Source organism: Mycobacterium sp. Root265 (assembly GCF_001428895.1).
In the GTDB taxonomy this organism is placed as follows: Bacteria; Actinomycetota; Actinomycetes; order Mycobacteriales; family Mycobacteriaceae; genus Mycobacterium.
In genome coordinates, this window is the sequence record NZ_LMJA01000029.1 from 152,934 (window position 1) to 177,264 (window position 24,331).

Annotated in this window: 27 protein-coding genes and 2 tRNA genes; 9 read left to right on the forward strand and 20 right to left on the reverse strand. The window is 64.5% G+C overall.

Annotated features, from left to right (window positions below; translation table 11 throughout):
* Window positions 1-2: 2 nt before the first annotated feature.
* The 10 genes from ASE48_RS33860 to ASE48_RS21415 form a co-directional block, all read right to left on the reverse strand.
* Entirely contained in the window at window positions 3-233 is a 231-nt protein-coding gene (locus ASE48_RS33860) for a DUF7302 family protein (protein WP_442928744.1), read from the reverse strand.
* Window positions 234-260: 27 nt separating this feature from the next.
* Entirely contained in the window at window positions 261-896 is a 636-nt protein-coding gene (locus ASE48_RS21385) for a hypothetical protein (RefSeq protein ID WP_057169156.1), read from the reverse strand.
* Between the two features lie 12 nt (window positions 897-908).
* The gene (locus ASE48_RS32285; protein WP_082614332.1) at window positions 909-1,328 is read right to left on the reverse strand and encodes a helix-turn-helix domain-containing protein; all 420 of its coding nucleotides are present in this window, start codon (window positions 1,326-1,328) and stop codon (window positions 909-911) included.
* Entirely contained in the window at window positions 1,325-3,115 is a 1,791-nt protein-coding gene (locus ASE48_RS21390) for a hypothetical protein (RefSeq protein ID WP_057169157.1), read from the reverse strand. Before ASE48_RS21390 ends, ASE48_RS32285 begins: the two co-directional genes overlap by 4 nt.
* Window positions 3,112-3,852, reverse strand: coding sequence for a bifunctional DNA primase/polymerase (locus ASE48_RS21395; RefSeq protein WP_156409314.1), 741 nt, complete (start codon window positions 3,850-3,852; stop codon window positions 3,112-3,114). The genes ASE48_RS21390 and ASE48_RS21395 overlap by 4 nt, the downstream gene beginning before the upstream one ends.
* Window positions 3,845-4,006, reverse strand: a complete 162-nt coding sequence (locus ASE48_RS33865) for a DUF6011 domain-containing protein (protein ID WP_442928745.1) — start codon at window positions 4,004-4,006, stop codon at window positions 3,845-3,847. Before ASE48_RS33865 ends, ASE48_RS21395 begins: the two co-directional genes overlap by 8 nt.
* A complete protein-coding gene (locus ASE48_RS21400) occupies window positions 4,003-4,290 on the reverse strand; it encodes a hypothetical protein (RefSeq protein WP_057169159.1) in 288 nt (95 codons plus the stop codon). Before ASE48_RS21400 ends, ASE48_RS33865 begins: the two co-directional genes overlap by 4 nt.
* Window positions 4,287-4,487 carry a hypothetical protein gene (locus tag ASE48_RS21405; RefSeq protein ID WP_057169160.1) on the reverse strand — a complete coding sequence of 67 codons (201 nt, stop codon included), beginning with the start codon at window positions 4,485-4,487 and terminating at the stop codon, window positions 4,287-4,289. Before ASE48_RS21405 ends, ASE48_RS21400 begins: the two co-directional genes overlap by 4 nt.
* Complete coding sequence (locus ASE48_RS21410) at window positions 4,484-4,981, reverse strand: hypothetical protein (RefSeq protein WP_057169161.1); 498 nt, start codon at window positions 4,979-4,981, stop codon at window positions 4,484-4,486. Before ASE48_RS21410 ends, ASE48_RS21405 begins: the two co-directional genes overlap by 4 nt.
* A gap of 169 nt (window positions 4,982-5,150) precedes the next feature.
* Window positions 5,151-5,384: a helix-turn-helix domain-containing protein gene (locus ASE48_RS21415; protein WP_235571416.1), complete on the reverse strand. Its 234-nt coding sequence runs from the start codon at window positions 5,382-5,384 to the stop codon at window positions 5,151-5,153.
* Window positions 5,385-5,517: 133 nt separating this feature from the next.
* Here ASE48_RS21415 and ASE48_RS21420 point away from each other — a divergent pair, with 133 nt between their 5' ends.
* Window positions 5,518-6,198, forward strand: coding sequence for a helix-turn-helix domain-containing protein (locus tag ASE48_RS21420; protein WP_057169162.1), 681 nt, complete (start codon window positions 5,518-5,520; stop codon window positions 6,196-6,198).
* The gene (locus ASE48_RS21425) at window positions 6,182-7,315 is read left to right on the forward strand and encodes a tyrosine-type recombinase/integrase (RefSeq protein WP_082614333.1); all 1,134 of its coding nucleotides are present in this window, start codon (window positions 6,182-6,184) and stop codon (window positions 7,313-7,315) included. The genes ASE48_RS21420 and ASE48_RS21425 overlap by 17 nt, the downstream gene beginning before the upstream one ends.
* A 48-nt stretch (window positions 7,316-7,363) precedes the next feature.
* Here ASE48_RS21425 and ASE48_RS21430 read toward each other — a convergent pair.
* From ASE48_RS21430 to dnaA, 10 genes are all read right to left on the reverse strand, one after another.
* Window positions 7,364-7,436 (reverse strand) — tRNA-Ala (locus tag ASE48_RS21430).
* A 129-nt stretch (window positions 7,437-7,565) separates the two neighbouring features.
* Window positions 7,566-7,639, reverse strand: a tRNA-Ile gene (locus ASE48_RS21435).
* A gap of 66 nt (window positions 7,640-7,705) precedes the next feature.
* Entirely contained in the window at window positions 7,706-8,620 is a 915-nt protein-coding gene (locus tag ASE48_RS21440; protein ID WP_057169164.1) for a DUF3566 domain-containing protein, read from the reverse strand.
* 48 nt (window positions 8,621-8,668) lie between these two features.
* Window positions 8,669-11,224, reverse strand: coding sequence for a DNA gyrase subunit A (gene gyrA / locus ASE48_RS21445; RefSeq protein WP_057169165.1), 2,556 nt, complete (start codon window positions 11,222-11,224; stop codon window positions 8,669-8,671).
* 56 nt (window positions 11,225-11,280) lie between these two features.
* A complete protein-coding gene (gyrB, locus tag ASE48_RS21450) occupies window positions 11,281-13,308 on the reverse strand; it encodes a DNA topoisomerase (ATP-hydrolyzing) subunit B (RefSeq protein WP_057169166.1) in 2,028 nt (675 codons plus the stop codon).
* Between the two features lie 208 nt (window positions 13,309-13,516).
* Window positions 13,517-14,077, reverse strand: a complete 561-nt coding sequence (locus tag ASE48_RS21455; protein WP_057169167.1) for a DUF721 family protein — start codon at window positions 14,075-14,077, stop codon at window positions 13,517-13,519.
* Window positions 14,074-15,234 carry a DNA replication/repair protein RecF gene (gene recF / locus ASE48_RS21460; RefSeq protein WP_057169168.1) on the reverse strand — a complete coding sequence of 387 codons (1,161 nt, stop codon included), beginning with the start codon at window positions 15,232-15,234 and terminating at the stop codon, window positions 14,074-14,076. The genes ASE48_RS21455 and recF overlap by 4 nt, the downstream gene beginning before the upstream one ends.
* Window positions 15,235-15,236: 2 nt before the next feature.
* Window positions 15,237-16,157, reverse strand: a complete 921-nt coding sequence (gene gnd, locus ASE48_RS21465) for a phosphogluconate dehydrogenase (NAD(+)-dependent, decarboxylating) (protein ID WP_442928752.1) — start codon at window positions 16,155-16,157, stop codon at window positions 15,237-15,239.
* Between the two features lie 4 nt (window positions 16,158-16,161).
* Window positions 16,162-17,361, reverse strand: coding sequence for a DNA polymerase III subunit beta (gene dnaN / locus ASE48_RS21470; RefSeq protein ID WP_057169170.1), 1,200 nt, complete (start codon window positions 17,359-17,361; stop codon window positions 16,162-16,164).
* Between the two features lie 515 nt (window positions 17,362-17,876).
* Window positions 17,877-19,373 carry a chromosomal replication initiator protein DnaA gene (dnaA, locus tag ASE48_RS21475; RefSeq protein ID WP_057169171.1) on the reverse strand — a complete coding sequence of 499 codons (1,497 nt, stop codon included), beginning with the start codon at window positions 19,371-19,373 and terminating at the stop codon, window positions 17,877-17,879.
* Between the two features lie 583 nt (window positions 19,374-19,956).
* Here dnaA and rpmH point away from each other — a divergent pair.
* The 7 genes from rpmH (at window position 19,957) to ASE48_RS21505 (ending at window position 24,284) form a co-directional block, all read left to right on the forward strand.
* Complete coding sequence (rpmH, locus tag ASE48_RS32290; protein WP_068001749.1) at window positions 19,957-20,100, forward strand: 50S ribosomal protein L34; 144 nt, start codon at window positions 19,957-19,959, stop codon at window positions 20,098-20,100.
* 21 nt (window positions 20,101-20,121) lie between these two features.
* The gene (gene rnpA, locus ASE48_RS21480; RefSeq protein WP_057169172.1) at window positions 20,122-20,499 is read left to right on the forward strand and encodes a ribonuclease P protein component; all 378 of its coding nucleotides are present in this window, start codon (window positions 20,122-20,124) and stop codon (window positions 20,497-20,499) included.
* Window positions 20,496-20,780, forward strand: a complete 285-nt coding sequence (gene yidD, locus ASE48_RS21485) for a membrane protein insertion efficiency factor YidD (RefSeq protein ID WP_057169173.1) — start codon at window positions 20,496-20,498, stop codon at window positions 20,778-20,780. Before rnpA ends, yidD begins: the two co-directional genes overlap by 4 nt.
* Window positions 20,781-20,823: 43 nt before the next feature.
* A complete protein-coding gene (gene yidC, locus ASE48_RS21490) occupies window positions 20,824-21,900 on the forward strand; it encodes a membrane protein insertase YidC (protein WP_442928753.1) in 1,077 nt (358 codons plus the stop codon).
* Window positions 21,901-21,972: 72 nt separating this feature from the next.
* Window positions 21,973-22,533 (forward strand): Jag family protein, encoded by a 561-nt coding sequence (locus ASE48_RS21495; protein WP_057169175.1) that lies wholly within the window; start codon window positions 21,973-21,975, stop codon window positions 22,531-22,533.
* A 69-nt stretch (window positions 22,534-22,602) separates the two neighbouring features.
* Window positions 22,603-23,286, forward strand: coding sequence for a 16S rRNA (guanine(527)-N(7))-methyltransferase RsmG (rsmG, locus tag ASE48_RS21500; RefSeq protein ID WP_082614334.1), 684 nt, complete (start codon window positions 22,603-22,605; stop codon window positions 23,284-23,286).
* Window positions 23,196-24,284: a ParA family protein gene (locus ASE48_RS21505; RefSeq protein WP_442928746.1), complete on the forward strand. Its 1,089-nt coding sequence runs from the start codon at window positions 23,196-23,198 to the stop codon at window positions 24,282-24,284. Before rsmG ends, ASE48_RS21505 begins: the two co-directional genes overlap by 91 nt.
* Window positions 24,285-24,331 lie beyond the last annotated feature (47 nt).

Sequence of the window (24,331 nt, forward strand, 5' to 3'; positions counted from 1 at the left end):
CTTCATCCGGCTTGGTCCCAGGTGGGGCCGGCTGCGGATTTGAGGGCGGCCGCGATGCTGGTTGGTCCTGTCTTGCTCTTGGTCTTCGCTGTCGGCTTTGGGGGTTCAGTTTCTTTGGGTGGTTGTTCGGCGGCGGGCACTGCCTTGTATGTGCCTTCTGCGATGAGCCTGGCTGCTTTGTCGTCGGTGACGACGACCTGGACGTTGGTGTCCGCGTGTCTCAATCTGATCATTGGGTGGGCCTTCGGTTTGTTGGGTGGTTAGCGGTACTGCTGGGGGCTGTTGTAGAACATCGAGTTGAGCTGACCTGATGACACTGTCGGCACTGACACGGGGGTGTCCGTCGTGAGTCCGGGCATGGCGTAGTTCATGGTCACCGCGAAGCTGTTCTGTTCGTACTCTCCGATCGCGGTGAGGTCGTCGAGGTCTGCGCGGGACTGGGGGTTTCGCTCTAGGTAGTCGTTGGTGACGTTGCTCCATCCGCGGGTGAGTGCTTGGGCGAGGATGGCTTGGGCTAGAACGGTGTCGTCGCTGCGGAGTGCGGACTTGTATGCCTGCTCGGCCTCGTCGCGGTCGGTGAGGCGGTTGGCGCGGTCTTGGGCGTCTCGGAAGCTGACGAGTCGAGCGGGGTCGCTTGTGGTGCCTGCTGGGAGTCCGTAGACATTGCGCTCCAGGGATTCCCGCTTGACCTTGACGATGTCCCTCTCCTGTTGGCGGAGGACTTTGAGTTGTGCGGTGGCTGATTCGTGGATGGGGGCGAGTTGTTCACGTTTGCCGGCGTCGGTGAGGTTGGGGTCGCGGGATACTTCGTCCTGGGTTCGGGCGTACTGGTCGACGACGTTGGCGGCTTCGGCGCGGATGTCGTCGATCTTTCCTTTGATGAACTCAAGGGACATATCTGTTCTCCTTTATGCGATTTCGCGTAGGGCGAGTGTGATGTTGTGGGGGTTGATGAGCCAGCGGGCTCCGACCATTTCGGCGTGGAGCCGGCCGGTGGCGATCCATTTGCGGACGCATCGGTCCGTGACGTTCAGCGCTTTTGCCGCTTGCTTGGTGCTCAACCACATCTCCGATCCTGCCGTGTTCTGTTGTCCAGCAGTGCTATTCGTTCCGCAATCGGCCCCGAGTGCTACGAGGTGAAGCGCTGCAAGCACGACATAGAATTCTGGGTCGGTGCCGCGTAATGCGATCCGCCGATCAGCGTTCATACCGGATTGCTTGTCCAGCCACCGCGCTACCCGTTGGGGCACGACAACTGATCCGTCGCGGGTGATGTGCTGAGCGATGCGTTCCTCCAGCGACGACGTTGTGGTTCGGCGTGTGGTCATGCACTGCACCCGTCGTCGGCGTCCTGGTCGGCGGAGATTCGCCAGATGCGTTCGTTCTTGGCGTCGCCGTGAGCGGGCAGCGATTCGAGGCGCAGCGATCTGCTGGCAGCTCGGCGGATGCTGTGCCAGGGATACCCGTCGCGGGCTGCCGCTGCTTGGACGTCGGCCGGGTCGATGGTCTCGCCCGCGTGGCGGTCGAGGTAGTCGTCGAGCCACTGGCGCGCCGGTTGGTACACCGGGATCTCTGCGGCGGGATTGATAGACCAGAGTGCGCTGCCGCCTCTGCCTCGGCGGTCGATGGTTCGCACGTCGGGGTGGTTCGCGGCGGTCTGTTTGAGGTTGGCTTTGGCGTACCCAGCGGCCATACCGTCCTGGTATACAGCAAAGCTCTCGACGGTGTCCTTGCCCTTTGCGCGGAGCTGTTCAAGGTACTGGGTCATCCACTTCGGGCACGGGACCCGTTCGGCGTCGGAGTCCTGCGACCTGCGGGTATCCAGGTCTGTGACTGTCGCAGGGTGGTCACGGGTGACAAGAGCGGTCACCCCTTCTGAACTGGGCATTTGAGGGGTGACCGGATAGGTCACGGGTGACCCGATCCGGTATCTCACACTGTTGTGCTCACCCGACATCGACGCGACCAACCCGGCGTTCTCCAGCAAAGCTACAGCTTGGTCGAACAGCTCGCGCTTCTCACGTTTACCGAGGCGCCGACGCAGGTCCCCACCGGACTGCTCCCCATCGTTCTCCAGCATCCGCAATATGCTTCGCTTGACCGTCTCCAGGCGGCTCTGGTCGTAGAAGTCCTCACCCGTGGCGCGCGCTATCGCCTTGCTGCGGGCTCTTTCACGGGCGGCGCGCCGGTCGTATTCCAGCACCGTGTTTCGGGTGTCGTCCGACTTGGCCATGATGAACTCCGAGAGCATCCAGTCTTTATCCGAGACCACGGATCGGTGGTCGAGGATCGCCAAGTCCGCCGCGACCTTGAGCCGCGTCAGGGTGCGGTGACCGTCGATCGCGTCGCCGTCGCCCCGACCGTTGGCCAGTAGGCCCGCGCGGACGTACTCGTTGATCGCGTCGGGTCCGTACTGGATCAACGTCTGCTGGCCCGACAGCGCCCACGACGGCAGTTTCGTGTTCAGAACCTCGTCGGGAATAGGTCCGGGCTCATCGGGCATGTCGGGGTCAGTGACGGGTGCCCACAACAGCCGTTGCGGTGTCCCGCCTGTCACGTCGTCCATCAGCACGGCGGTGTGCCCGTACTGCGCGCTGATCGACATGGCCAGCCGGTAGGAATCAGCGGGCACTGATCGTGTGGTGACGGCGGATGCGCCCTTGCTGCCCAGCCGGTCGCCGGTCAGCGCGGCCTTGACGGCGGCTCTTGTGTTGTTGCCCTGCCCGGCGTTGAGTGCTGCGAGGTGGTCGATCTCGGATACGGATATGAGTGCTCGGGTGATCCGGTCCTCGGCGTTCTTCTGTTCTTTGAACAGTTCGGCGATCCCTTGTCCGGAACCAAGACCTTCTTCGTGGATGTCGGCGGGCCAGACGACGCGGCCGACTTTGTCGGTGACGCCCTTGCCGGCCCCGGATCGGCCGACGAACACGACGCCTTGGTTCAGGCTTGCCGGTGCTGGGGGGCCGGGGAGCATGACGCCGGGTCCGGTGGATGCTGACACGCGTAGTAGGACGGCGAAGAGTAGTCCCAGCGGGGCTACGTAGCTGGCGCGTGCCCACTGGTGAATGAGTTTGAGTTGGTCGGTGGCCGACCAGAATTCGTCATCGTTGATCACGGGTTTGCGGCCTTTCTTTGGCCCGATTGGATGGTCTGCTGTATTTCGTGGACACCGAGCCCGATTTCGTGTGCGGCAGCGGCGAGCGCGCTGTAAACCGCTGCGGGGGCCGAATCGGCTGCTGCCCGTGCGGCCGCCCAGAACAGGGTGCCGTTGCGGTTGCCCTCGGTGGCCTCAGCGACTGTGCGGACGAGACCGTCCCACCGGTCGCCTGACGAGAAGGTCGTCGTCTGACGATGACCTTCTCGTTCAGGTGGTGTGTAGGTGGGTTGGACGATCAGCCCCCGCAGGTGTTCTGGGAGATTGGCGATAGGGGCGTCGCGGTGGAGACGGTAGGGCTTACCGGTGTCTGGGTGGATGCTGCCGGGTGCGACGAGATACCCCGTGCCACCGGCCTTCACGTCGATACCGGCGAGGCCTTGAACCTTGCCCCGTACGGGACCGGATAGCCGGTAATACAAATGCCACCCACCCCCGCCTGTCTGCACGCAGAGAGTCGCGTGCTCGGGACGCAAGTCGAGCGCTGATACGTGGCCATCGTGGCGAGGGTCAACGTCGAGGGCGATGACACCCACTTGCGTGACTCCCCAGTTGCAGCCCCGGAACTTCCGTTGCCAGGAAGCGATTACGTTGCGGTCGGTGGTGAAGTCCTGCACACCGTGTGCGGTGATGGGAATCTTGCCGGCAAGTGGCCCGACGCTGAACCCGTGGCCCAGCATGATTTCGAGGTCAACCACGGTCGCCTCGGCATGTTGGCCCTGCGCCCGCGGCCACACTGTTCGGCGCCGTCAGCCATCGCCGACAGACACTGCAGCGCCGCGCGATTCGCCAGTCTGACGAGGGGGTGCCCCCGGCATTGCTGCCGGGGGCCACCTCGTTGTTGTCGGTCACAGCCGCACCGCCGTGAAGATCGCGCCGACCGCGGCAAACTTGCGCTTGCAGAAGCGGCAGCGGGCGCTACCGTGTGCTGCCAACGATTCCTCGGCCAGTCGGAGGAAGTGCGCGTTGTAATGCTGCGTGCACATCAGGAAGTCAGCGCACCCATGCTGTCGCACAAGCCAGGTGGCTGCTCTCTTGCAAGGTCGGCCGAGGGCTTTGGCGAGGTCGCACTGGATTTTGTCGTCCCAGCCGGCGATCGCTTCTGTGAAGGCTGTGTCGATGTCGGCGGCGCTCATCGAAGGACCTCCGCCAGTCGGTCGAGGTCTGCCAGGACCAGGCGTGCCCGGTCGAGGATCGCTTCCGCACAGGTACGTTGTGCGCCGTCGAGATGTTCGGTGGCGGAGTCGATCAGGCAGCACATCGTGTCTGCGTGACCCCGGGCTCCGTCGACCTCCCATCGGGCCGCGTAGTCGCGATCCACGGCGGCGGTCACTGGTCAGCACCAATCATCTCGACTGCGGTGCTGAGAACTTCGATCAAGTCCCGGGCCTCGGACAACGTCATAGTGCAGCCGGCTTCGCGCCACTCGCCGTCGTCATAGCGGGTGACAGTCATCCCCACGCCTAGCCATCCGCAGCCTATGAGGCGCCCGCGAACGCTAAGTCTGGACGGCAGGACGGAGTCTTCGTGAGACTCACCGCCCATGTAGGTCAGCGGGATAGCCGCGTAATCGGTGTTGTAAGAGGAAGAGCACACCGAGTGTCCGACAACGTCACATAATGGATCGGCCCATGCTGGCCGCGGGAGGGGTATGACCTTCTCGGCATCGTCATCGTGGTTGATCAAAAGATCGATATCGGCGAGACCCTGCCAGCGCGCGATGACCGGGTCGGGCGGGTCGAGTTCGACCGGTGCGAGTTCGGCCGGGGACACCGCGTTGGTGGTGTCGACGGTGTTCGTGTTGCGCTTTGCGCGGGGCGTAGACATGATGACTAGACCTGCTTTCTTTAGCGAGATGGGTGGGTGTGAGCGGTCCCCGCCAGGTGTTGGCGCACCTGGGGTTCGGGGGCCGTTCTGCTGTTCCGGCGCAAATCTTCGGTGTCGTCGTTCTCGATCAACCCGAGATCGCAGTGATCCTGCTGCGGCAGAGCCCGCATCAGGCCGCACCTTCAACGCGGTTAGCGGCCAGGAACTCGATCACATCCGATCGCAGGTACCTGACTCGGCGGCCAATCTTGGTGTACGGAATTCCCTTGTGCTGGTAGCGCTCCTGGCTCAGGGCGGCCTCGCTAGTCCCGATGACGGCGGCCACCTGGCGGCTGGTAGCGACCGGCGGTAGAACTTCGATGGGCAACTGGCGACTCAGTTCGTCGCACAGCTTCTGGGTCAAGGGGGATGTGCTCGGCGGGCTCATGGTGTCGTTCGCTCCTCATCTCAGATCATCGCAAATCTTGCGACTTCACGAATTAACCACAGGCCTGGCAATCCGTCAAGTCGCAACATATGAGATAAGCTGACGTGTCGTGGAGCCTGAACAGATCGCCGTCGTTGCCGGACGCAACGCACAGTTGATCCGCAAGGCATCAGGCGTGACGCTCGCCGAGGTCGCGAAGGCCGCGACGGCCTACGGGCTAGCCTGGACCACCGGACGCGTCGGAGCATTTGAGTCTGGTCGCGTAAGCCCGACGCTACCAACACTTTTGGCCATCACGGACATCCTCGGTGGACTCATCGGGACGCCCGTCACCCTCGCCGATCTGTTCCAGGGATCAGGCCGAGTAATCGTCACGGACAACGTGACCTTCGAGCTCTCAAAGGTGCGCGCCGTTCTCACCGGCGCCGCCGTGCAATCGACCCCCTCGGATCGGCGGCATGGCCAACAAGAGCTGACAGATTTTTTGGACGCCGCCGCACAAACACTGAGCGACGAACTGACCGGTCTCAAGCGGGGGGCTACTGGCGAGGACGTACGCGTGGCCAGTCGACTCGCCGCGGACTTCGCTGATGCTGACTTCAAAATAGTGAAGTCGATTGGCCTCAGCCGACTCGTGGGAGCACTCGCGATGTCTCAACTATGGGGTCAGACATACGTCGCCGAACGTGACAACAGATCGGGTGCGGATGCCAATCCCCAGCGCAAAGGCCGAGTAGCGCGGGAACTCAAGGCCGAGCTCGAAAGGTGGCGTGATGGCGACGATCAGTAAGTATCAAACATCAGGCGGATCTATCCGCTATCGCGTTCGATACCGGACCCCCGATCGACGGCAGACCGACAAGCGCGGCTTCACGACGAAACGCGACGCCGAGGCATTCGCCAACCAGTTGGAGGTGGACAAGCGCCGAGGTTCGTACGTCGCTCCTGCTGCCGGCCGGGTAAGGCTGGGGGAGTACGCCGGGGAGTGGTTGGGGTCGAAGCACAACTTGAAGCCGTCGACTCGGGCGCGCTATCGAGTAGTGCTGGACACGTTCATTGCCAGTCATGCTGATGTCGCGCTGGGTGACATCTCGCGTCAGCTGGTCCGTGAGTGGGTTGCCGAGCTCAGTGTCAGTCACGCCCCGGCGTCGGTGCACAAGACGATCGGTGTGCTGCGCCAGGTGCTCGCGATGGCCGTCGCGGATAACCGGTTGGTCCTCAACCCTGCCGATGGCGTCGAGCTGCCGGCTGTGGGGACGGTGGAGCAGCGGTTCCTGACGCTGGAGCAGCTGCACGCGCTCGCGGCTGCTGCGGGCGAGCACCGGGCGCTGGTGTACGTGCTGGGGACGTGTGGGTTGCGTTTCGGGGAGGCGGCGGAACTCCGTTGGCGAGACGTTCTTCTCGACAAGAAGACGATCTCGGTCCGGCGGTCGGTCACCCTCGTGGACAACAAGTTCGTCGTCGGGACACCGAAGGGCGGCAAAGGCAGGACGGTCAGCATCTCCGACTTCGTGGCCGATCTGCTGACACCGGGGGCAGCTGACGAACTTGTGTTCCCCGACACGGCCGGCGGCCATATGCGCGGCACGAACGTCCGCCGCCGCTGGTGGTCCGACGCCGTTACCGCGGCGAAGCTATTTCCCCGGATCGAGAAGAATGCAGCCGGCGAGAAGGTCACGGTCTACGAGTTCAAGATCCACGAGCTGAGGCACACGGCGTCGTCTCTGGCGATCCAGGCCGGCGCGAACATCAAGAGCCTGCAGAACATGCTGGGCCACGAGTCGGCGGCTCTGACGCTGGACCGCTACGGCCATCTTTTCGACTCCGATGTCGAGACCGTAGGTATCGCGATCAATCAGCTGTTAACTCGTGATTGTGGGCAAAGTGTGGGCACAGACGCCGCCTAACGCAAAAGCAGGCCAGACCATATAGGGCCTGACCTGCTGTATTGATTGTGGAGCCTAGGAGATTCGAACTCCTGACATCTGCCTTGCAAAGGCAGCGCTCTACCAACTGAGCTAAGGCCCCTTTCGGGGTTATGCGAGCCGGTCCTCGGTGGTGTGCCAGACCTCGACACCGTGCCGGGATCGGTAGACGATCACCGCTACGGCTGCCAGCACCGCCACCAACACCAACCTCATGGTGCATACCCTTCCGTGGGCCTAGGAGGACTCGAACCTCCGACCTCTTCGTTATCAGCGAAGCGCTCTAACCACCTGAGCTATAGGCCCGTAACAACCTTTACGGCCGAGCGACGAGATTACCGTAACCACGGCCCATCGCCCAAACCGCGTGGATCAGTCCCGATCCGCCAGGGTCACCTCGACGCCGCCGACCAGGTCGGTGATGAGGTTGTAGATGAACGCACCGGCGGTCGCCATCGCCGTCAGCAGCACGATATTGACCAGACCGATCAGCGTGGCGCCGCCGAAAATCGTTCCGCTGGAGATGAGTTCGCCGCCGGTCCCGCTGTCACTGGTCAGCAGGTCACCGACGTTGCTGTTCAGCTTGGTCCACACCCCCATGCCGCCGAGGACCAGGTACAGGAAGGCGACGGCGATCATCCAGACGAAGAACAGCGCGCCGGAGAGCACCAGGGAGACCTTGAGGGTGCTCCACGGATCGATCCGGCGGATCTGCATGCTCGCCCGCACGGGGCCCGCAGACTTCTTGGCCACCTGCACCCGGCCGGCCGGGGCCGGCGGGCGCTGCTCGGCGGGCGCGGGGGCGCTCGCCGGGCGGGCCGATCGCGACTGCGCGGACAGATCCGGCAGCTCGCTGGCGTAATTCTCCGAACGCTGGCCCTCGGGCCGTTCCGGCGCACGGCTCGGGACGACCTCGGTGTCCCGGTTGGCCGTGCTCGGGCCCCCGGAGATGAACTGTCCGAGGCGGGCATCGGTGCCGGGGGAGCGCACCGGCGGACGCTGAGCTTCGGTCGGACGTTGCGCATCGGGGGGACGCTGGGCCTCGGTCGGCCGGGGCGTCTCCGGTGGCCGCTGCCCTTCGATGACCCGGGGCGCCTCCGCGGGACGGGGTGGGGTGCCCTGCTCCGCGGGACGTGGCCCGTTCGCCCGGGCGGCCGGTCCCCGTTGCCAGGGGGGAACGTCGCCGGACTCGGCGGCCGCGCGTCCCGGCGGCCCGGCAGGCGCTCCGTTGGCGCTGCCGGGGCCCTCGCCCGCACGCGGGTGTCCGGGCTCGTTCGGTGAAGTCACCTAGCGGCTCCTTGTCTCAGGCCGTGCCGAGATGGCAGCGGCGTCGCGTCACGTTGCGTCGGGCTCGGTGCTGTCGGCTTCGATGGCTTCGGGTTCGGCGCCCTCGACCTCGTCACCGTCAGACTCGTCGCCGCCTTCGGCATTCCGCGCAATCGCAATCAGTGTGTCGCCCTCGCCCAGGTTCATCAAGCGGACGCCCTTGGTCTGGCGCCCGGCCTTGCGGACCTGGCGAGCGGCCGTCCTGATGACACCGCCGCCGGAGGTGATGGCGTACAGCTCGGTCTCATCGTCGACGATCAGCGCTCCGACCAGACTGCCACGCTTGGGGTCGTACTGGACGGTGAGGATGCCCTTGCCGCCACGGCCCTGCGCGGAGTACTCCTCGATCGCGGTGCGCTTGGCGTAACCGCCGGACGTCGCGACCAGCAAATACGTGCCCTCCCGGACGACGTTCAGCGACAGCAGTTGGTCTTCTTCGTTGAACCGCATGCCCTGCACGCCGGAGGTGGCGCGGCCCATCGGACGTAATGCCTCATCGGTGGCCGAGAACCGGATGGACTGGCCCTTCGCGCTGACCAGCAACAGGTCTTCCTCGGCCGAGCACAGCACCGCTCCGACCAGTTCGTCGTCATCGCGCAGATTCACCGCGACGATGCCACCGGAACGGTTCGAGTCGAAGTCGGTGAGCCTGGACTTCTTGACCAGCCCCTTGCGGGTCGCAAGCACCAGGTACGGGGCGTCCTCGTAGCTCTTGAGCTGGATGACCTGGGCGATGCGCTCCTCTGGCTGGAACGCCAGCAGATTGGCGACGTGCTGGCCACGGGCCGTCCTCGACGCCTCCGGGAGCTCGTAGGCCTTGGCCCGGTACACCCGGCCCTGCGTGGTGAAGAACAGGATCCAGTCGTGGGTCGAGCAGACGAAGAAGTGGTTGACGATGTCGTCCTGCTTGAGCCCCGCGCCCTGAACACCCTTGCCGCCACGCTTCTGGCTCCGGTAGAGGTCGGACTTCGTGCGCTTGGCGTAGCCGGTCTCGGTGATCGTGACGACGACCTCTTCACGGGCGATGAGGTCCTCGTCGGCGACGTCACCGTCGGCCGGGACGATCCGGGTGCGCCGGTCATCGCCGTACTTGTCGGCCAGTTCGGCCAACTCGTCGTGCACGATCGCGCGCTGGCGCTCCGGCTTGGCCAGGATGTCCTCGAGGTCGGCGATCTCGGCTTCGATCTTGGCGAGGTCGTCGACGATGCGCTGGCGCTCGAGAGCGGCGAGGCGCCGCAGCTGCATGTCGAGGATCGCCTGCGCCTGGATCTCATCGACATCGAGCAACTCGATCAGGCCCGACCGCGCGACGTCGACGTTGGCCGACGCCCGGATCAACGCAATGACCTCGTCGAGCGCGTCGAGCGCCTTGACCAGACCGCGCAGGATGTGGGCCCGTTCGTTGGCCTTGCGCAGCCGGTAGATGGTCCGCCGCACGATGACGTCCAACTGGTGCACCACATACAGCCGGATCAGCTGATCGATGCGCAGCGTGCGGGGCACGCCGTCGACGATCGACAGCATGTTCGCGCCGAAGCTGGTCTGCAGCTGGGTGTGCTTGTAGAGGTTGTTGAGCACCACCTTCGCCACGGCGTCGCGCTTGACCTCGACGACGATCCGCAAGCCGACGCGGTCGGAGCTCTGATCTTCGATATTGGAGATGCCGGCGAGCTTGGCGTCGCGCACCTGGTCGGCGATCGAGGTGATGAAGTTGTCGTGGTTCACCTGGTAGGGCAGCTCGGTGATCACCAGCAGCGTGCGTCCCCGGGAGTCCTCCTCGACCTCCACGACACCGCGCATGCGGATGGAACCGCGGCCCGTGGTGTACGCGTCGTGGATGCCCTGTGAACCGACGATCAGGCCGTAGGTGGGGAAGTCGGGTCCCTTGACCCGCTCACACACGGCCGCCAGCGTCTCTTCCTCGTCGGCCTCGTAGTTGTCCAGGCACCAGAAGACGGCCTCCGCGAGCTCACGGAGGTTGTGCGGCGGCATGTTGGTGGCCATGCCGACCGCGATGCCGCCCGAACCGTTGGCCAGCAGGTTCGGGAACCGGCTGGGAAGGACGGTCGGCTCCTGCACGCGGCCGTCGTAGTTCGGGATGAAATCGACTGTCTCTTCGTCGATTTCGCGCAGCATCTCCATGGCCAGCGGTGTCAGCCGGGCTTCGGTGTAACGCATGGCGGCCGGCGGGTCGTTGCCCGGCGAGCCGAAGTTGCCCTGGCCGTCGACGAGGGGGTAGCGCAGCGACCACGGCTGGGCCATCCGGACCAGGGTGTCGTAGATCGACGAGTCACCGTGCGGGTGATAGTTGCCCATGGTCTCGGCAACCGAGCGCGCCGATTTCGCGTGACCGCGGTCGGGCCGGAAGCCCGAGTCGTACATGGCGTAGAGCACGCGACGGTGCACCGGCTTGAGCCCGTCGCGGACCTCCGGGAGTGCGCGGCCCACGATGACGCTCATCGCGTAATCGATGTAGCTGCGCTGCATCTCCTGCTGGATGTCGACCGGTTCGATGCGATCGGTGGTTGCGCCGTCGTCGCCCGGGGGCAGGGTGGTGTCTGTCATGTGCTCCTCGCTCGTCTATGAGCAGCTGGGAATGGGAAGAGAAAGGTCAACGGGCGTCAGACGTCAAGGAAGCGAACATCTCTCGCGTTACGGGTGATGAAGCTGCGTCGGGCTTCGACGTCCTCACCCATCAGGATGGAGAACAGTTCGTCGGCTGCGGCCGCGTCATCGAGGGTGATCCGGCGAAGCACCCGTGCGCTGGGATCCATTGTGGTTTCCCACAGTTCCTTGGCGTCCATCTCGCCGAGACCCTTGTAGCGCTGGATGCCGTCCTCGGTGTTGATCTTGCGGCCTGCCGCCCGGCCGGCCTCGAGCAGGCCATCCCGCTCACGGTCGGAGTAGGCGAATTCGGGTTCGCTGCGTTGCCATTTGAGCTTGTAGAGCGGCGGCTGCGCGAGGAAGACGTGTCCGTTCTCGATGAGCGGTTTCATGAACCGGAAGAGCAGCGTCAGCAGCAGTGTCGAGATGTGCTGACCATCGACGTCGGCGTCGGCCATCAGAACGATCTTGTGATACCGCAGCTTGGCGATGTCGAACTCATCGTGGATGCCGGTGCCGAGCGCGGTGATGATCGCCTGGACTTCGGTGTTCTTCAGCACCCGGTCGATACGGGCCTTCTCCACGTTGATGATCTTGCCGCGCAGCGGAAGAATCGCCTGGTACATCGAGTCCCGGCCGCTCTTGGCCGAGCCGCCGGCCGAGTCACCCTCCACCACATACACTTCCGACAGACGCGGATCCGTCGAGCGGCAGTCGGCGAGCTTGCCGGGCAGACCACCGATGTCGGTGGCGCTCTTGCGCCGCACCAGTTCCCGCGCCTTGCGCGCCGCCATCCGGGCTTGCGCCGAGGAAACCGCCTTGTTCACAACAGTCTTGGCTTCGGCCGGGTTGGCCTCGAACCAATGGCTGAGCTGTTCATTGCAGATCTTCTGGACGAAGGACTTGACCTCGGTGTTGCCCAGCTTGGTCTTGGTCTGACCTTCGAACTGCGGGTCGCTGACCTTCACCGAGATGACGGCTGCCAGGCCTTCCCGGATGTCGTCGCCGGTGAGGTTCGCGTCTTTCTCCTTGAGCAGCTTCTTGTCCTTGGCGTACTTGTTGACCACCGTGGTCAACGCGCTGCGGAAACCCTCTTCATGGGTGCCACCCTCATGGGTGTTGATGGTGTTCGCGAAGGTGTGCACCGATTCCGAATAGCCGGCGTTCCACTGCATGGCGATCTCGACCTCGTGGCCGGGACCCTTGCCGTCGAAATCGATGATGCTCTGCTGGATCGCGGTCTTGGTGCGGTTGATGTGCTTGACGAAGTCCACCAGCCCGCCGGGGTAATGGTAGGAGCGGTGCTTGACCTTGTGCGGGCCCTTGGCCTCCGCCTCCTTCTCACCTGCGGACTTCGGCGCCTCGGCGGTATCGCTGACGACCTCGTCGACCACCTCATCGGCGGTGACGCGCTCGTCGATGAGGTCGATGGTCAATCCCTTGTTCAGGAATGCCATCTCCTGGAGGCGGCGGGCGATGGTCTCGAAGTCGTAGTTGGTGGTTTCGAAGATGTTGGGATCCGCCCAGAACCGGATGGTGGTGCCGGTCTTCTTCGTCGGCTCACCCTGGCGCAGCGTGCCGGGCACCGAGTATTCGTAGGTCTGGAACCACTCGGACCCGTCCGTGCGGATGTCGGCCTCCAGGCGCGTGGACAGGGCGTTGACGACGGACACCCCGACGCCGTGCAACCCGCCGGACACCTGGTAGGCGCCCTCCTCGAACTTGCCGCCGGCATGCAGCACGGTCATGACCACATCGACGGTCGGGATGCCGGTGCTGTGCATCGCGACGGGGATGCCGCGGCCGTCATCGGTGACCTCGACGCCGCCGTCCTCCAGGATGCGGACGTCGACCTTGCTGGCGAATCCCGCCATCGCTTCGTCGACCGCGTTGTCCACGACCTCCCACACCAGGTGGTGCAGGCCGCGCTCGCCCGTGGATCCGATGTACATGCCCGGACGCTTCCGGACCGCCTCGAGGCCCTCGAGCACCTTGATCGACTCCGCACCATATGCGGTTGGGGCACTGTTCTTCTGGGCAGCCACGTTGGACGCGTCTCCTTGGGGTTCGCGGGGGGCGGTTCGATACCGCCGGCAAAGCTCCCCACAGTCTACCGTTACGCACTGTCAGGACTGAATCTGTAGCGGCGTTTCCACCTACCTAACCGCGCCGTGCGCGGAATTTCTGGCCTATCGGAGCGTCGGGACGCTCAAGCAGCTCGTTTTCCGGCGTATCGAGGGCCTGAGGCGACCACTATCCGTAGGTATCCCGCGGGCCACGTCCGGGCACGCTGCGGTTGCCCTTGCGCCAGGATGGAGCCACCGGTCCCTGGATCTTCATCGAGGTCACCACCCCGTCCCCGACGGCGGCCGCGATCTTGGCCAGCAGCTGGGCCTGCACCATCCGCAGCTGGGTGGCCCAGGCCGTCGATTCGGCCGACACCGTCAGCACCCCGTCGCGCAGGCTGGTCGGCACCGCATGGTCGGCGATCTGGTCGCCGACGACCGTCGCCCACTGACCCATGACCGATCCCTCCGCGACCTGCTTGGACCAGCCACGTGACTGGGCGAGGTCGCGGGTAGCGGCACTGAACGTCTGCGGATCACGGGCGTCCGGACCGGGGCCCGACCATCGCCGGCGCTTACCGCCGGCCGCCGGCGCACGCTTGGCGGGTGACACCCTGCCGCGACCGACATCCTTGCCCTGGCTGCGTGCGGCACCGCGGGCCTCCTCGAGCGCCCGGCGCACCATGTCCATGCCGGTCAGACCGGCCAGATGATCGGGCGGTCCCTGAACCTCGTCATCCGCGGTCATGTCAGCACCTCCGAAATACGTCCGCTGTCATCATCGCGCATGCCGACCTCGATGCGGCGCACATCCCAGTCCGCGGGAAGATCCTCCGGGACGGCTGCCGTGACCAGAACCTGCTCCGCGGATGCCGCCACCTTGGCCAGCGCCTGCCGTCGTGCGCTGTCGAGCTCGGCAAACACATCGTCGAGCAGCAACACCGGGTCAGAACCCTCGGTACGCAACAGCTCGTAGGCGGCCAGCCTCAAACCCAATGCCATGGACCATGATTCGCCGTGACTGGCGAATCCTTTCGCGGGTTGCTCGCCCAGACGCAGCTCGAGATCGTCACGATGCGGCCCGACCAGGCAGACTCCACGTTCGAGTTCTGCGGAGCGCTTGCGGCTCAATTCCTCGAGCAGTGCGGACTCGTAGATCCCCGGATCGACGGTGCCCGCGCTCGCTTCATTCTCGACGATCTCGACCGAGCTCCGGTACCTGATCGCGGCGGGCCGCGACGCCGGTGCCAGTAACTGATAGGCCTTCTCTACCTCGGGTGCAAGCTGGTTGACCAGATCAACACGCGCCGAAATGAGTTGGGCGCCATGGGATGCCAGATGTCCGTCCCAGGACTCCAGGGTGTCCAGCATCGAGGTGTCGCCGCGGTGGCGTGCCGGCCCCGCGGATTTGAGCAGCGCGGTGCGCTGCCGGACCACCTTGTCGTAGTCGGCGCGCACACCCGCGATCCGGGGCCGCCGGGTGGTCGCGACCTCGTCGAGGTACCGGCGGCGTTCCGAGGGGTCGCCGCGCACCAGCGCCAGATCTTCCGGCGCAAACAGCACCGCACGCAGGACACCCAGGATCTCGCGCGGGCTGCGGACCGGTGAGCGATTCAGCCGGGCCTTGTTGGCGCGTCCGGTGGTGATCTCGAGATCGACACCGAGTTCGCGGCCTTCGTTGACGACGATGGTCGAGACCACCGCACGCTCGGCGCCCGAGCGAATCAGCGGCGCGTCGGAGGCCACCCGGTGCGACCCCAGAGTCGCCGAATACCAAAGAGCTTCAATGAGATTGGTCTTGCCATAGCCATTCGGTGCGACGAAAACCGTGTGTCCGGGCTCGAGTTCCAGGTCGACCCGCGGCCAGGACCTGAAGTCCGTCAATCCCAAATGGCGTACGTACAAAACTAGCCGGATTCCGAAATCCGCTGCACCGCATGGCCACCGAACTGGTTGCGCAGCGCGGCAACTGCCTTCATGGTCGGTGAATCTTCCTGCCGGGACAGGAATCTGGCGAACAACGAAGCGGCGATACCAGGAACGGGGACGCGCAGCCGGATGGCTTCCTCGACCGTCCAGCGGCCCTCACCCGAGTCTTCGGTGTACCCGGTCAGATTGTCCAGGCCCGGATCTTCCTTCAACGCCTTGGCCAGCAACTGCTGCAGCCAGGACCGGACCACCGTGCCATTCGTCCAGGCCTGGTACACCGCTTGCGGATCCTTGACCAGATCCTCGGCGGCGAGCAACTCGTAGCCCTCGGCGTACGCGGTCATCAACGCGTACTCGACGCCGTTGTGCACCATCTTGGTGAAATGGCCGGCACCCACCGGGCCGGCATGCACGAATCCGTCGGCTTGTTCGCCGGGGGGGCGCAAGGTGTCGAAGATCGGCATGGCGCGGGCAATGTCCTCATTGCTGCCGCCGACCATCAACCCATAACCCTCGGTGAGACCCCAGATGCCGCCCGACACACCCGCGTCGATGAACGAAACTCCCTTGTCACCCAACAGTTTCGCGTGCAGACCGTCTTCGGTGTAGCGCGAGTTGCCACCGTCGATCACCAGGTCACCCGGCTCGAGCACCTCCGCGAGATCCGCAATGGTCGTGCGGGTGACTTCACCGGAGGGCACCATCACCCACACCGTGCGTGGTGCCGGCAGAGCCTCGGCCAACGCGGCCAAGGTCGGCACATCCGTGACCTCGGGGCGGGGGTCGTAACCGACCACCTGGTGGCCTCCCGCACGCAGGCGTTCCCGCATGTTGAAGCCCATTTTGCCCAGCCCGATCAACCCGAGTTGCATATGCGTGCATCCCTCCGCGACGGTCAGCCGGTCAGCCCGGAAGCCGCACCGGCATCAACAAGTAGACATAGTCGGTCTGCGCGGCGGGGAACGGCCCCGTTGCGCCGGCCTCGACACCATTGTCCCCCGCGGGACGCAACACCGCGGGACGGCTGGGTGTCGTGAAGCCGAATGTCACACGCTCCGAGCGCAACGAACCCAGACCATCGGTCAGATACGTCGGGTTGAACGCGATGGTCAACGGCTCGCCGGCGAAATCCACCTGCAGATCTTCCTCGGCACGACCGACATCGTCAGCGCCTGCGGACAATCGCACGCCGTCCTCGTTGAACTCCATCCGGACCTGGGCACCACGATCGGCCACCAGAGCCACGCGCTTGATCGCTTCGGTCAGTTCGGCGACGCCGACGGTCGCGACCGCCGTGTGCTCGGTCGGAAGCAACTGACGGAACTTCGGGAATTCGGCGTCCAGCAGCCGGGTGGTGGTGCGCTTGCCGTTGCTGCGGATACCGAGCAGGCCCTCTTTACCGACGGCCGCACCGGCACCGAGTGCCAGGTGCACTTCGGTTCCGTCGGTGCCCGTCTTGGCTGCCTCGGACAATGTCTTCGCCGGCACCAGCACCGCCGCCTCGACGCCTGCGGAATCCGTCGACCAGGTCAGCTCACGCACGGCGAGGCGGAATCGGTCGGTGGCGGCCAAAACAACCTTGTCGCCGGAAATCTCGACGCGGATGCCGGTCAGCATCGGCAGCGTGTCATCGCGGCCGGCCGCGACGGCGACCTGGCCGATGGCCTCGCCGAACAGCTCGGCGGACACCACCCCGGTCTCATCGGGCAGCGCGGGCAGCGACGGGTAATCCTCGACGGCCATGGTGGGCAGCGAGAAGCGGGCGCTGCCGCAGCTCAGCGACACCCTGGTGCCTTCGACGCTGACGTCGACGGGCTTGGCAGGCAGTGACCGGGTGATATCTGAGAGCAGCCGACCGGATACCAAAGCGCTTCCAGGAGAAGCGATCTCAGCCGCGACGCGAACCTCGGCGGAGGTTTCGTAGTCGTATCCGGAGATGGTCAGACCGTCATCGGAACCGGTCAGCAGCACGCCGGCGAGCACCGGAACGGTAGGCCGGGACGGCAGACTGCGGGCAACCCACGCCACCGCATCGGCAAAATCCTCACGTACCAGACGGAACTTCAAATCGGTGAGACCAACATTCGTCGTCACCACGTCCATAACGTCCCTTCGATCTACCGCATCAACCAGCACCAACCAGCGGATTCCCCGTGTCACTCCGAGCGTAGTCGCGAACTGGTCGACGATCGCACCGGCGTATCGAATCACCACCGTAGAGCGTTCGGCGCGAACTTGAAAGCGATTCGCTCGCGAAGCGCGCAGCCCCGGAGGGGCCTCGATCAGTGTGGTTCGAGCTCTGTCCCCAACAGCCTGCTTTTAGAAGATGAACCTTCTAGAGATAAAAGCAACAGTAATAGGTCCTGTGGAAGCTGTGGATGAAGGCTGCTCGGTGCAGGTCGCGGGCGCGCCGGGGGTGTGCGCAGGTTGTGGAGCAATATCGGGCGGATTGGTGGTCCCTGTGGATAACACGGTGATTGTGGAGTGCACACCGGGTTGACGACAGGTTTCACGCAAGTTGTGCACAGCAGTTTCCACACCGATTTTTTGTGACGAGTGGTGCGAACGGGTCACAAGTTTTTCGAAATTTTTGTCGCCGGAACGACTCGAGAGTGGGCTCAGCGCTTGGAGCGCTGGCGGATCCGGGTGGTGAGTTCCTTGACGTGATCGAAGATCTCACGCCGCTCGGCCATGCCGTCGCGGATCTTGCGCTCGGCGTACATGACGGTGGTGTGGTCGCGCCCGAAGGCTTCACCGATACGTGGCAGTGACAGATCGGTGAGCTCACGGCACAGGTACATGGCGATCTGACGGGACTGCGCCAGCGCACGGGTCTTACCGGGCCCACGGAGCTCTTCGATGGAGGTTTCGAAGTACTCGGCGGTGGCGGCCATGATGGTCGCGGTACTGATCTGCATGGTGCTGGAGTCCGAGATGAGATCGCGCAGCACGATCTCGGCCAACGATTTGTCGATCGTGGTCTTGCTCAGCGACGCGAAAGCGGTGACGCGGATCAGGGCGCCTTCGAGCTCACGAATATTGCGTTCGATGCGGCTGGCGATCAGCTCGAGCACGTCATCGGGCACGTCGAGACGATCCATCTGCGCCTTCTTACGCAGAATCGCGATGCGGGTCTCCAGCTCCGGGGGCTGCACATCGGTGATCAGGCCCCATTCGAAACGGGTGCGGAGCCGGTCCTCGAGGGTGGCCAGCTGCTTGGGGGAGCGGTCCGAGGAGATGACGATCTGCTTGTTCGCGTTGTGCAGCGTGTTGAAGGTGTGGAAGAACTCCTCCTGGATGCCGTCCTTGCCCTCGATGAACTGAATGTCATCGACGAGCAGGATGTCGACATCGCGGTAGCTGCGCTTGAACGACGCCTTGCGGTCGTCGCGCAGGGAGTTGATGAAGTCGTTGGTGAATTCCTCTGTGGAGACGTATTTCACGCGCATCCCGGGAAAGAGCCGTTGCGCGTAGTTGCCGGCCGCGTGCAGCAGATGTGTCTTGCCCAGGCCGGACTCACCCCAGATGAACAACGGGTTGTAGGCCCGCGCGGGTGCTTCGGAGATGGCGAGGGTGGCGGCGTGGGCGAAGCGGTTGGAGGCGCCGATGACGAACGTCTCGAAGGTGTAGCGCCGGTTGAGGCTGACGGCGTTGGCTTCCGGGGCGGCCGGCTGGGACCGGTTGAAGTACGTCGGCCAGCTGGCTTCCGCACTGGCGAGGGCCTCGCCGTCCTCGTCGACCTCTTCGTTGTCGGTCGCGTGCGGTTCGTCGTGCCCGGATGCGGCCTCGGGCTCCGGAACGTCCTCGGGACCGGGGGTGGCGATGCGGACGCCGAGTTCCACCCGTTGGCCGAGTTGGCGGCTGAGTGCGGTGACGATCGGTTCGCGCAGTCGTTCGATCTCGTTCTGGACGAACGCGGAGGGCACCGACAGCAGAGCAAATCCCTCGGTGATGACCAGGGGCTTGACGAGTTTCAGCCAGGCACGTTGCTGTGCGGTGAGAAGTTGCTCACGTGGGCCGCCGTTGACGGTCTCGCCGAACGGTGTCTCCCCATTGAGTTCGGAGATGACGTTGTTCCAGACGGTGACGAACGAGGAATCGGGGTCCGCGGTCAACGACGCCTACCCCCTAACGGCTTCCTCGGGATGTCCCGGGGGGCGACGATAACAAACTGTCCACATAGTTATCCACAGACTGTGGACAGTAATCAGTAGTAATCATCGCGCTATCTGTGGGCGTGGATCCCGTGTCGGAGCTCATCACATACCGATTGTGGTCTGCGGGCTCCCGGCCGGTGTCGTCCTCGCTCTGGTTCCGGCGCCGTTCCACTTCGAAACGGCATTGCGAAAAGCTAACAGTTTTCTCTCGGAGTGCCAACCGTTCTGCAACATTGCCGACAGGTTCCTCACAGGCAAGGCAAAGTTGGTGACTGGTGTGGCTTTTGTTACCGGGTGAGGCTGAGTTCGGGCCGACTGCGAGCGGGTCTGGCCAGGTTTGACCCAGGCAAATCTCGTCAGTACCCTCGAACAGTCGCCCGCACGTGGCGATACGGCTGCGACTCGGTGGTTCTCTTGAGAACCGCAGAGGTGCCGCGCCGGCAAGATGGATGAGCTTACCAACGGTGGCTGCGTCCTCGGCTGCCATGACTGTCATGGTGACCGAGGTTGTCGACACCAGACCGAACGAGGAGAAACAGCCGTGGCCAAGGGCAAGCGGACTTTCCAGCCGAACAACCGCCGCCGGGCCCGTGTGCACGGTTTCCGGTTGCGTATGCGTACGCGTGCAGGCCGCGCCATCGTGTCCGGCCGCCGTAGCAAGGGCCGCCGTTCCCTGACTGCGTGATTCGACGCAGGGTTCAGGGCAGTGCTTCCGGCCCGGTACCGGATGACACGGTCTACTGATTTCGGTGTCACGGTTCGCCAAGGAGTACGGGCGGTTCAGCCCGATCTCGTCGTGCATGCGTTGCACGACGGGCTTCCTGACGGCTCTGATGACGGACCCAAGATAGGCCTCGTGGTGTCCAAATCGGTCGGCTCCGCGGTGCAACGTCACCGTGTCTCACGCCGGCTGCGTCATGCGGCCTTTCACCTCATCAACGATGACGCGACCGATCTCGGTCCACGCGCTCGTGTGGTGATCCGTGCGTTGCCGGGCAGCCGGGACGCCATCTCGGCCCGCCTCGAATCCGAACTTCGGGCGGCGCTGAAGAAGACCCGCACCCCCAAGCCGAGCCGACCGTGACCCGGTGGGCCGCCGGCGGCGTGATCTTCGTGATCCAGCTGTATCGGACGGTGATTTCTCCGCTGCGGTTGCCGTCGTGCCGGTTCACCCCCACCTGTAGTGAGTACGCCGTGGATGCGTTGTCCGAATACGGGTTGATCCGCGGCGGCTGGCTGGCCGCGGTGAGGTTGGCCAAATGCGGTCCATGGCACCGTGGCGGATGGGACCCGATACCCGAGCGCGGCGACAAGACCGGCGATAAGACTTCTGTGGAAGTCGTCAGGAGCGATTCCGTTGTTTAACTGGTTCAGCCTCGACATCATCTATTACCCGGTGTCGGCGATCATGTGGGTTTGGTACAAGGCGTTCGCCTTCATCCTCGGGCCCACGAACTTCTTCGCCTGGGCGCTGTCGGTGGTGTTCCTGGTGTTCACGCTGCGCGCGATTCTGTACAAGCCGTTCGTGAAGCAGATCCGCACGACCCGGCAGATGCAGGAACTGCAGCCGCAGATCAAGGCGCTGCAGAAGAAGTACGGGAAAGACCGCCAGCGGATGGCGCTGGAGATGCAGAAGCTGCAGAAGGAACACGGATTCAATCCGATTCTCGGGTGCCTGCCGATGCTGGCACAGGTGCCGGTGTTCCTGGGTTTGTTCCACGTGCTGCGCTCGTTCAACCGGACCGGCCACAACTTCGGCGAACTCGGCCTCGATCTGGAACTGAACAAAGAGCTGCCCAACTATGTGTTCAGCGCGGTGGACGTTCAGCACTTCCTGCAGGCGAACCTGTTCGGTGCTCCGCTGGGTGCCACGATGATCCAGTCGGAGAGCAGCTGGCAGGCGTTCATCGGTTTCGATGTGAGCCGCATCGCGATCATCGGCGTGGGTGTGCCGCTGATGATCCTCGCCGGCATCGCGACCTACTTCAACAGTCGCGCGTCGGTGGCCCGCCAGAGTCCCGAAGCCGCCGCCAATCCGCAGACCGCGATGATGAACAAACTGGCGCTGTACGTGTTCCCGCTCGGTGTTGTCGTCGGTGGCCCGTTCCTGCCGCTGGCGATCATCTTGTACTGGGTCTCGAACAACGTGTGGACCTTCGGTCAGCAGCATTACGTGTTCGGCAAGATCGAGCAGGAAGAAGAAGCCAAGAAGGCCGAGGCCCTCGAACGGCGAAACGCGAATGCTCCCGCACCCGGCAAAAAGCCGAACAAGGCGCGCAAGGTGGCGAAGGATCCGGCGACAGACGATGTGGACGGCACGTCACCCGCGAAGTCGGCGAAAGAACTCACCGAGCCGGAGACGGCCGTGGAGGCCGTCGGCAACTCAGAGACATCTGCCCCCAAGGGCAGAAACAACGATGCGTCCAACGGAACGCCGGGGGGCACTCCGCGGCCGGGCGCACGGCCCAAGAAGCGCAAGCGCTAGAAGCCAAGCCGAGAGCCGATCGACCCGGGAACCCACCGGGGGCGGACGTGGCGAAGTAAGGAGAACACGGATATGACTGACGCCGAAACCACCGAGCGCACGGACGCCGCGCCCGAGGACAGCGAGCTGGTGACCGAAGAAGCGGCGGACGACGCTCCCGCCGAGGATCTGGAAGATCGTCTCGTCGCGGAGGGAGAGATCGCCGGTGATTATCTGGAGGAGTTGCTAGACCTCCTGGACTTCGACGGTGACATCGATCTGGACGTCGAGGGTGACCGCGCGATCGTGAGTATCGACGGAGGCAGCGACCTGAACAAGTTGGTCGGTCGCAAGGGTGAGGTGCTCGACGCCCTCCAGGAGCTGACCCGGCTGGCGGTGCACCAGAAGACCGGCGAACGCAGTCGACTGATGCTGGACATCGCCCGGTGGCGTCGCCGCCGCCGCGACGAGCTGGCGGCGCTTGGCGACAAGATCGCCCAGCGGGTCCTGGAGTCCGGAGAGCGCGAGGAGCTGTCGCCGATGACTCCGTTCGAACGCAAGATCGTGCACGACGCTGTGGCCGCCGTTGACGGTGTCCGCAGCGAGAGCGAAGGTGCGGAGCCGTCGCGCCGCGTCGTCGTGCTGCCCGCGTGATGCGCTTAGTTACACGCATGTAGTTCTAGCGACAAGTTCAGGGCCGTCGGCCTGGAGCGCAACCGGAGGATGTTTCACGTGAAACATGGCGAACTGAGTCCGGCGCCCCAGTCGGCGGCTCTTTGCTTTGGCGAGGGTTTGGCGGTGGCGCGGCAGTACGGAGAGATCCTCGCCGGTGCCGGGATCGAACGTGGTCTGCTGGGCCCGTCCGAAGTCGAGCGGCTGTGGGAGCGCCATCTGCTCAACAGCGCGGCGATGGCCGAACTGTTCGAGCCGGGGGAGCGGGTCGCCGACATAGGAAGTGGCGCCGGTCTACCCGGTATACCGTTGGCGATAGCGCGGCCCGATCTGAAGGTGACGCTGATCGAACCTCTGCTGCGCCGCAGCGAGTTCTTACGAGAAGCGATCGATGAACTCGGTCTGGATGTCGCGGTGATCCGGGGCCGGGCCGAAGATCGATCGGTGCGCGATGAGGCCGGGGAGATGGACGCGGTGGTGTCGCGCGCGGTCGCCTCCCTCGACAAACTCTCGCGTTGGAGCCTGCCGCTGCTGCGTACCGGCGGACGGATGTTGGCACTGAAGGGGGAACGTGCCGTGGATGAGATCGAGGAGCACCAGCGAGCGTTGAGTTCGCTTGGAGCCACAGAGGTGAAGGTGGTGAGATGTGGCGTGGACTTTCTACAGCCACCCGCCACCGTGGTGGTCGCACGACGCGGAGCGGTTGCCTCGCGACCCGGCAGGAGGAAACGATGAAGTTCGGCAGGGGTAATCGCGGGAACGCGAGCAATCAGCCGTCCGCCGGCGACGTTGTCCCCAGCGACGATGTTTCACGTGAAACATGGACTCCGGCGGCGGGCACCTGGAAGGGTGACCAGGTGGCCGACACCCCCATAGCCGCCGAGGCCGAGCGCGCCACCCGGCTACTGCATAAGCGCTACGGAGAACTGCCGCGACCGGATCGCCAGCGAGTGTTCACCATCGCGAACCAGAAGGGCGGCGTCGGGAAGACGACCACGGCGGTCAACGTTGCGGCCGCACTGGCACTCCAGGGACTGCAGACTTTGGTGATCGATCTCGACCCGCAGGGCAATGCCAGCACGGCCTTGGGTATCGAACACCGGCAGGGCACCCCGTCTTCCTATGAAGTCCTGATCGGCGACATCCCGCTCGAGACGGCCCTGCAACGCAGTCCACACAACGAGCGCCTCTACTGCGTGCCGGCGACCATCGATCTGGCGGGCGCCGAGATCGAACTCGTCAGCATGGTCGCCCGCGAGGGGCGGCTGCGGTCCGCACTGGCCGGACTGAAGGAACACAGCTTCGACTACGTCTTCATCGACTGCCCGCCATCGCTGGGGCTGTTGACCATCAATGCGCTCGTCGCGGCACCCGAGGTGCTCATACCGATCCAATGCGAGTACTACGCACTGGAGGGGGTGGGCCAGTTGCTGCGCAACATCGAGATGGTCAAGGCGCATCTCAATCCCGACCTGGAAGTCACCACTGTCGTACTCACGATGTACGACGGACGGACCCGACTGGCCGATCAGGTGGCCGAGGACGTCCGCGCGCACTTCGGCGACAAGGTGCTCCGGTCCGTGATTCCGCGCAGCGTGAAGGTCTCGGAGGCGCCTGGATACGGGATGACGATTCTGGATTACGACCCGGGTTCACGTGGAGCAATGAGCTACCTCGACGCCAGCCGGGAGATCGCCGAACGCGGGAGAACCAAGGGCGGCCCACGGGAATGAGCAGTAGCGTTTTCGGCGGGCACGGGCCGGCCGTCCCGGAAGCCCGG

What these genes read in the sequence shown, in the direction of transcription:
- ASE48_RS21455 (WP_057169167.1), bottom strand. Translation starts at nt 14,077, where the DNA reads ATGACCGCGGATGACGAGGTTCAGGGACCGCCCGATCATCTGGCCGGT.
- yidC (WP_442928753.1), top strand. Translation starts at nt 20,824, where the DNA reads ATGTGGGTTTGGTACAAGGCGTTCGCCTTCATCCTCGGGCCCACGAAC.
- ASE48_RS21495 (WP_057169175.1), top strand. Translation starts at nt 21,973, where the DNA reads ATGACTGACGCCGAAACCACCGAGCGCACGGACGCCGCGCCCGAGGAC.
- ASE48_RS21425 (WP_082614333.1), top strand. Translation starts at nt 6,182, where the DNA reads ATGGCGACGATCAGTAAGTATCAAACATCAGGCGGATCTATCCGCTAT.
- gyrA (WP_057169165.1), bottom strand. Translation starts at nt 11,224, where the DNA reads ATGACAGACACCACCCTGCCCCCGGGCGACGACGGCGCAACCACCGAT.
- ASE48_RS21385 (WP_057169156.1), bottom strand. Translation starts at nt 896, where the DNA reads ATGTCCCTTGAGTTCATCAAAGGAAAGATCGACGACATCCGCGCCGAA.
- ASE48_RS21400 (WP_057169159.1), bottom strand. Translation starts at nt 4,290, where the DNA reads ATGAGCGCCGCCGACATCGACACAGCCTTCACAGAAGCGATCGCCGGC.
- ASE48_RS33860 (WP_442928744.1), bottom strand. Translation starts at nt 233, where the DNA reads ATGATCAGATTGAGACACGCGGACACCAACGTCCAGGTCGTCGTCACC.
- ASE48_RS21410 (WP_057169161.1), bottom strand. Translation starts at nt 4,981, where the DNA reads ATGTCTACGCCCCGCGCAAAGCGCAACACGAACACCGTCGACACCACC.
- ASE48_RS21505 (WP_442928746.1), top strand. Translation starts at nt 23,196, where the DNA reads ATGTGGCGTGGACTTTCTACAGCCACCCGCCACCGTGGTGGTCGCACG.
- dnaN (WP_057169170.1), bottom strand. Translation starts at nt 17,361, where the DNA reads ATGGACGTGGTGACGACGAATGTTGGTCTCACCGATTTGAAGTTCCGT.
- ASE48_RS32285 (WP_082614332.1), bottom strand. Translation starts at nt 1,328, where the DNA reads ATGACCACACGCCGAACCACAACGTCGTCGCTGGAGGAACGCATCGCT.
- rsmG (WP_082614334.1), top strand. Translation starts at nt 22,603, where the DNA reads ATGTTTCACGTGAAACATGGCGAACTGAGTCCGGCGCCCCAGTCGGCG.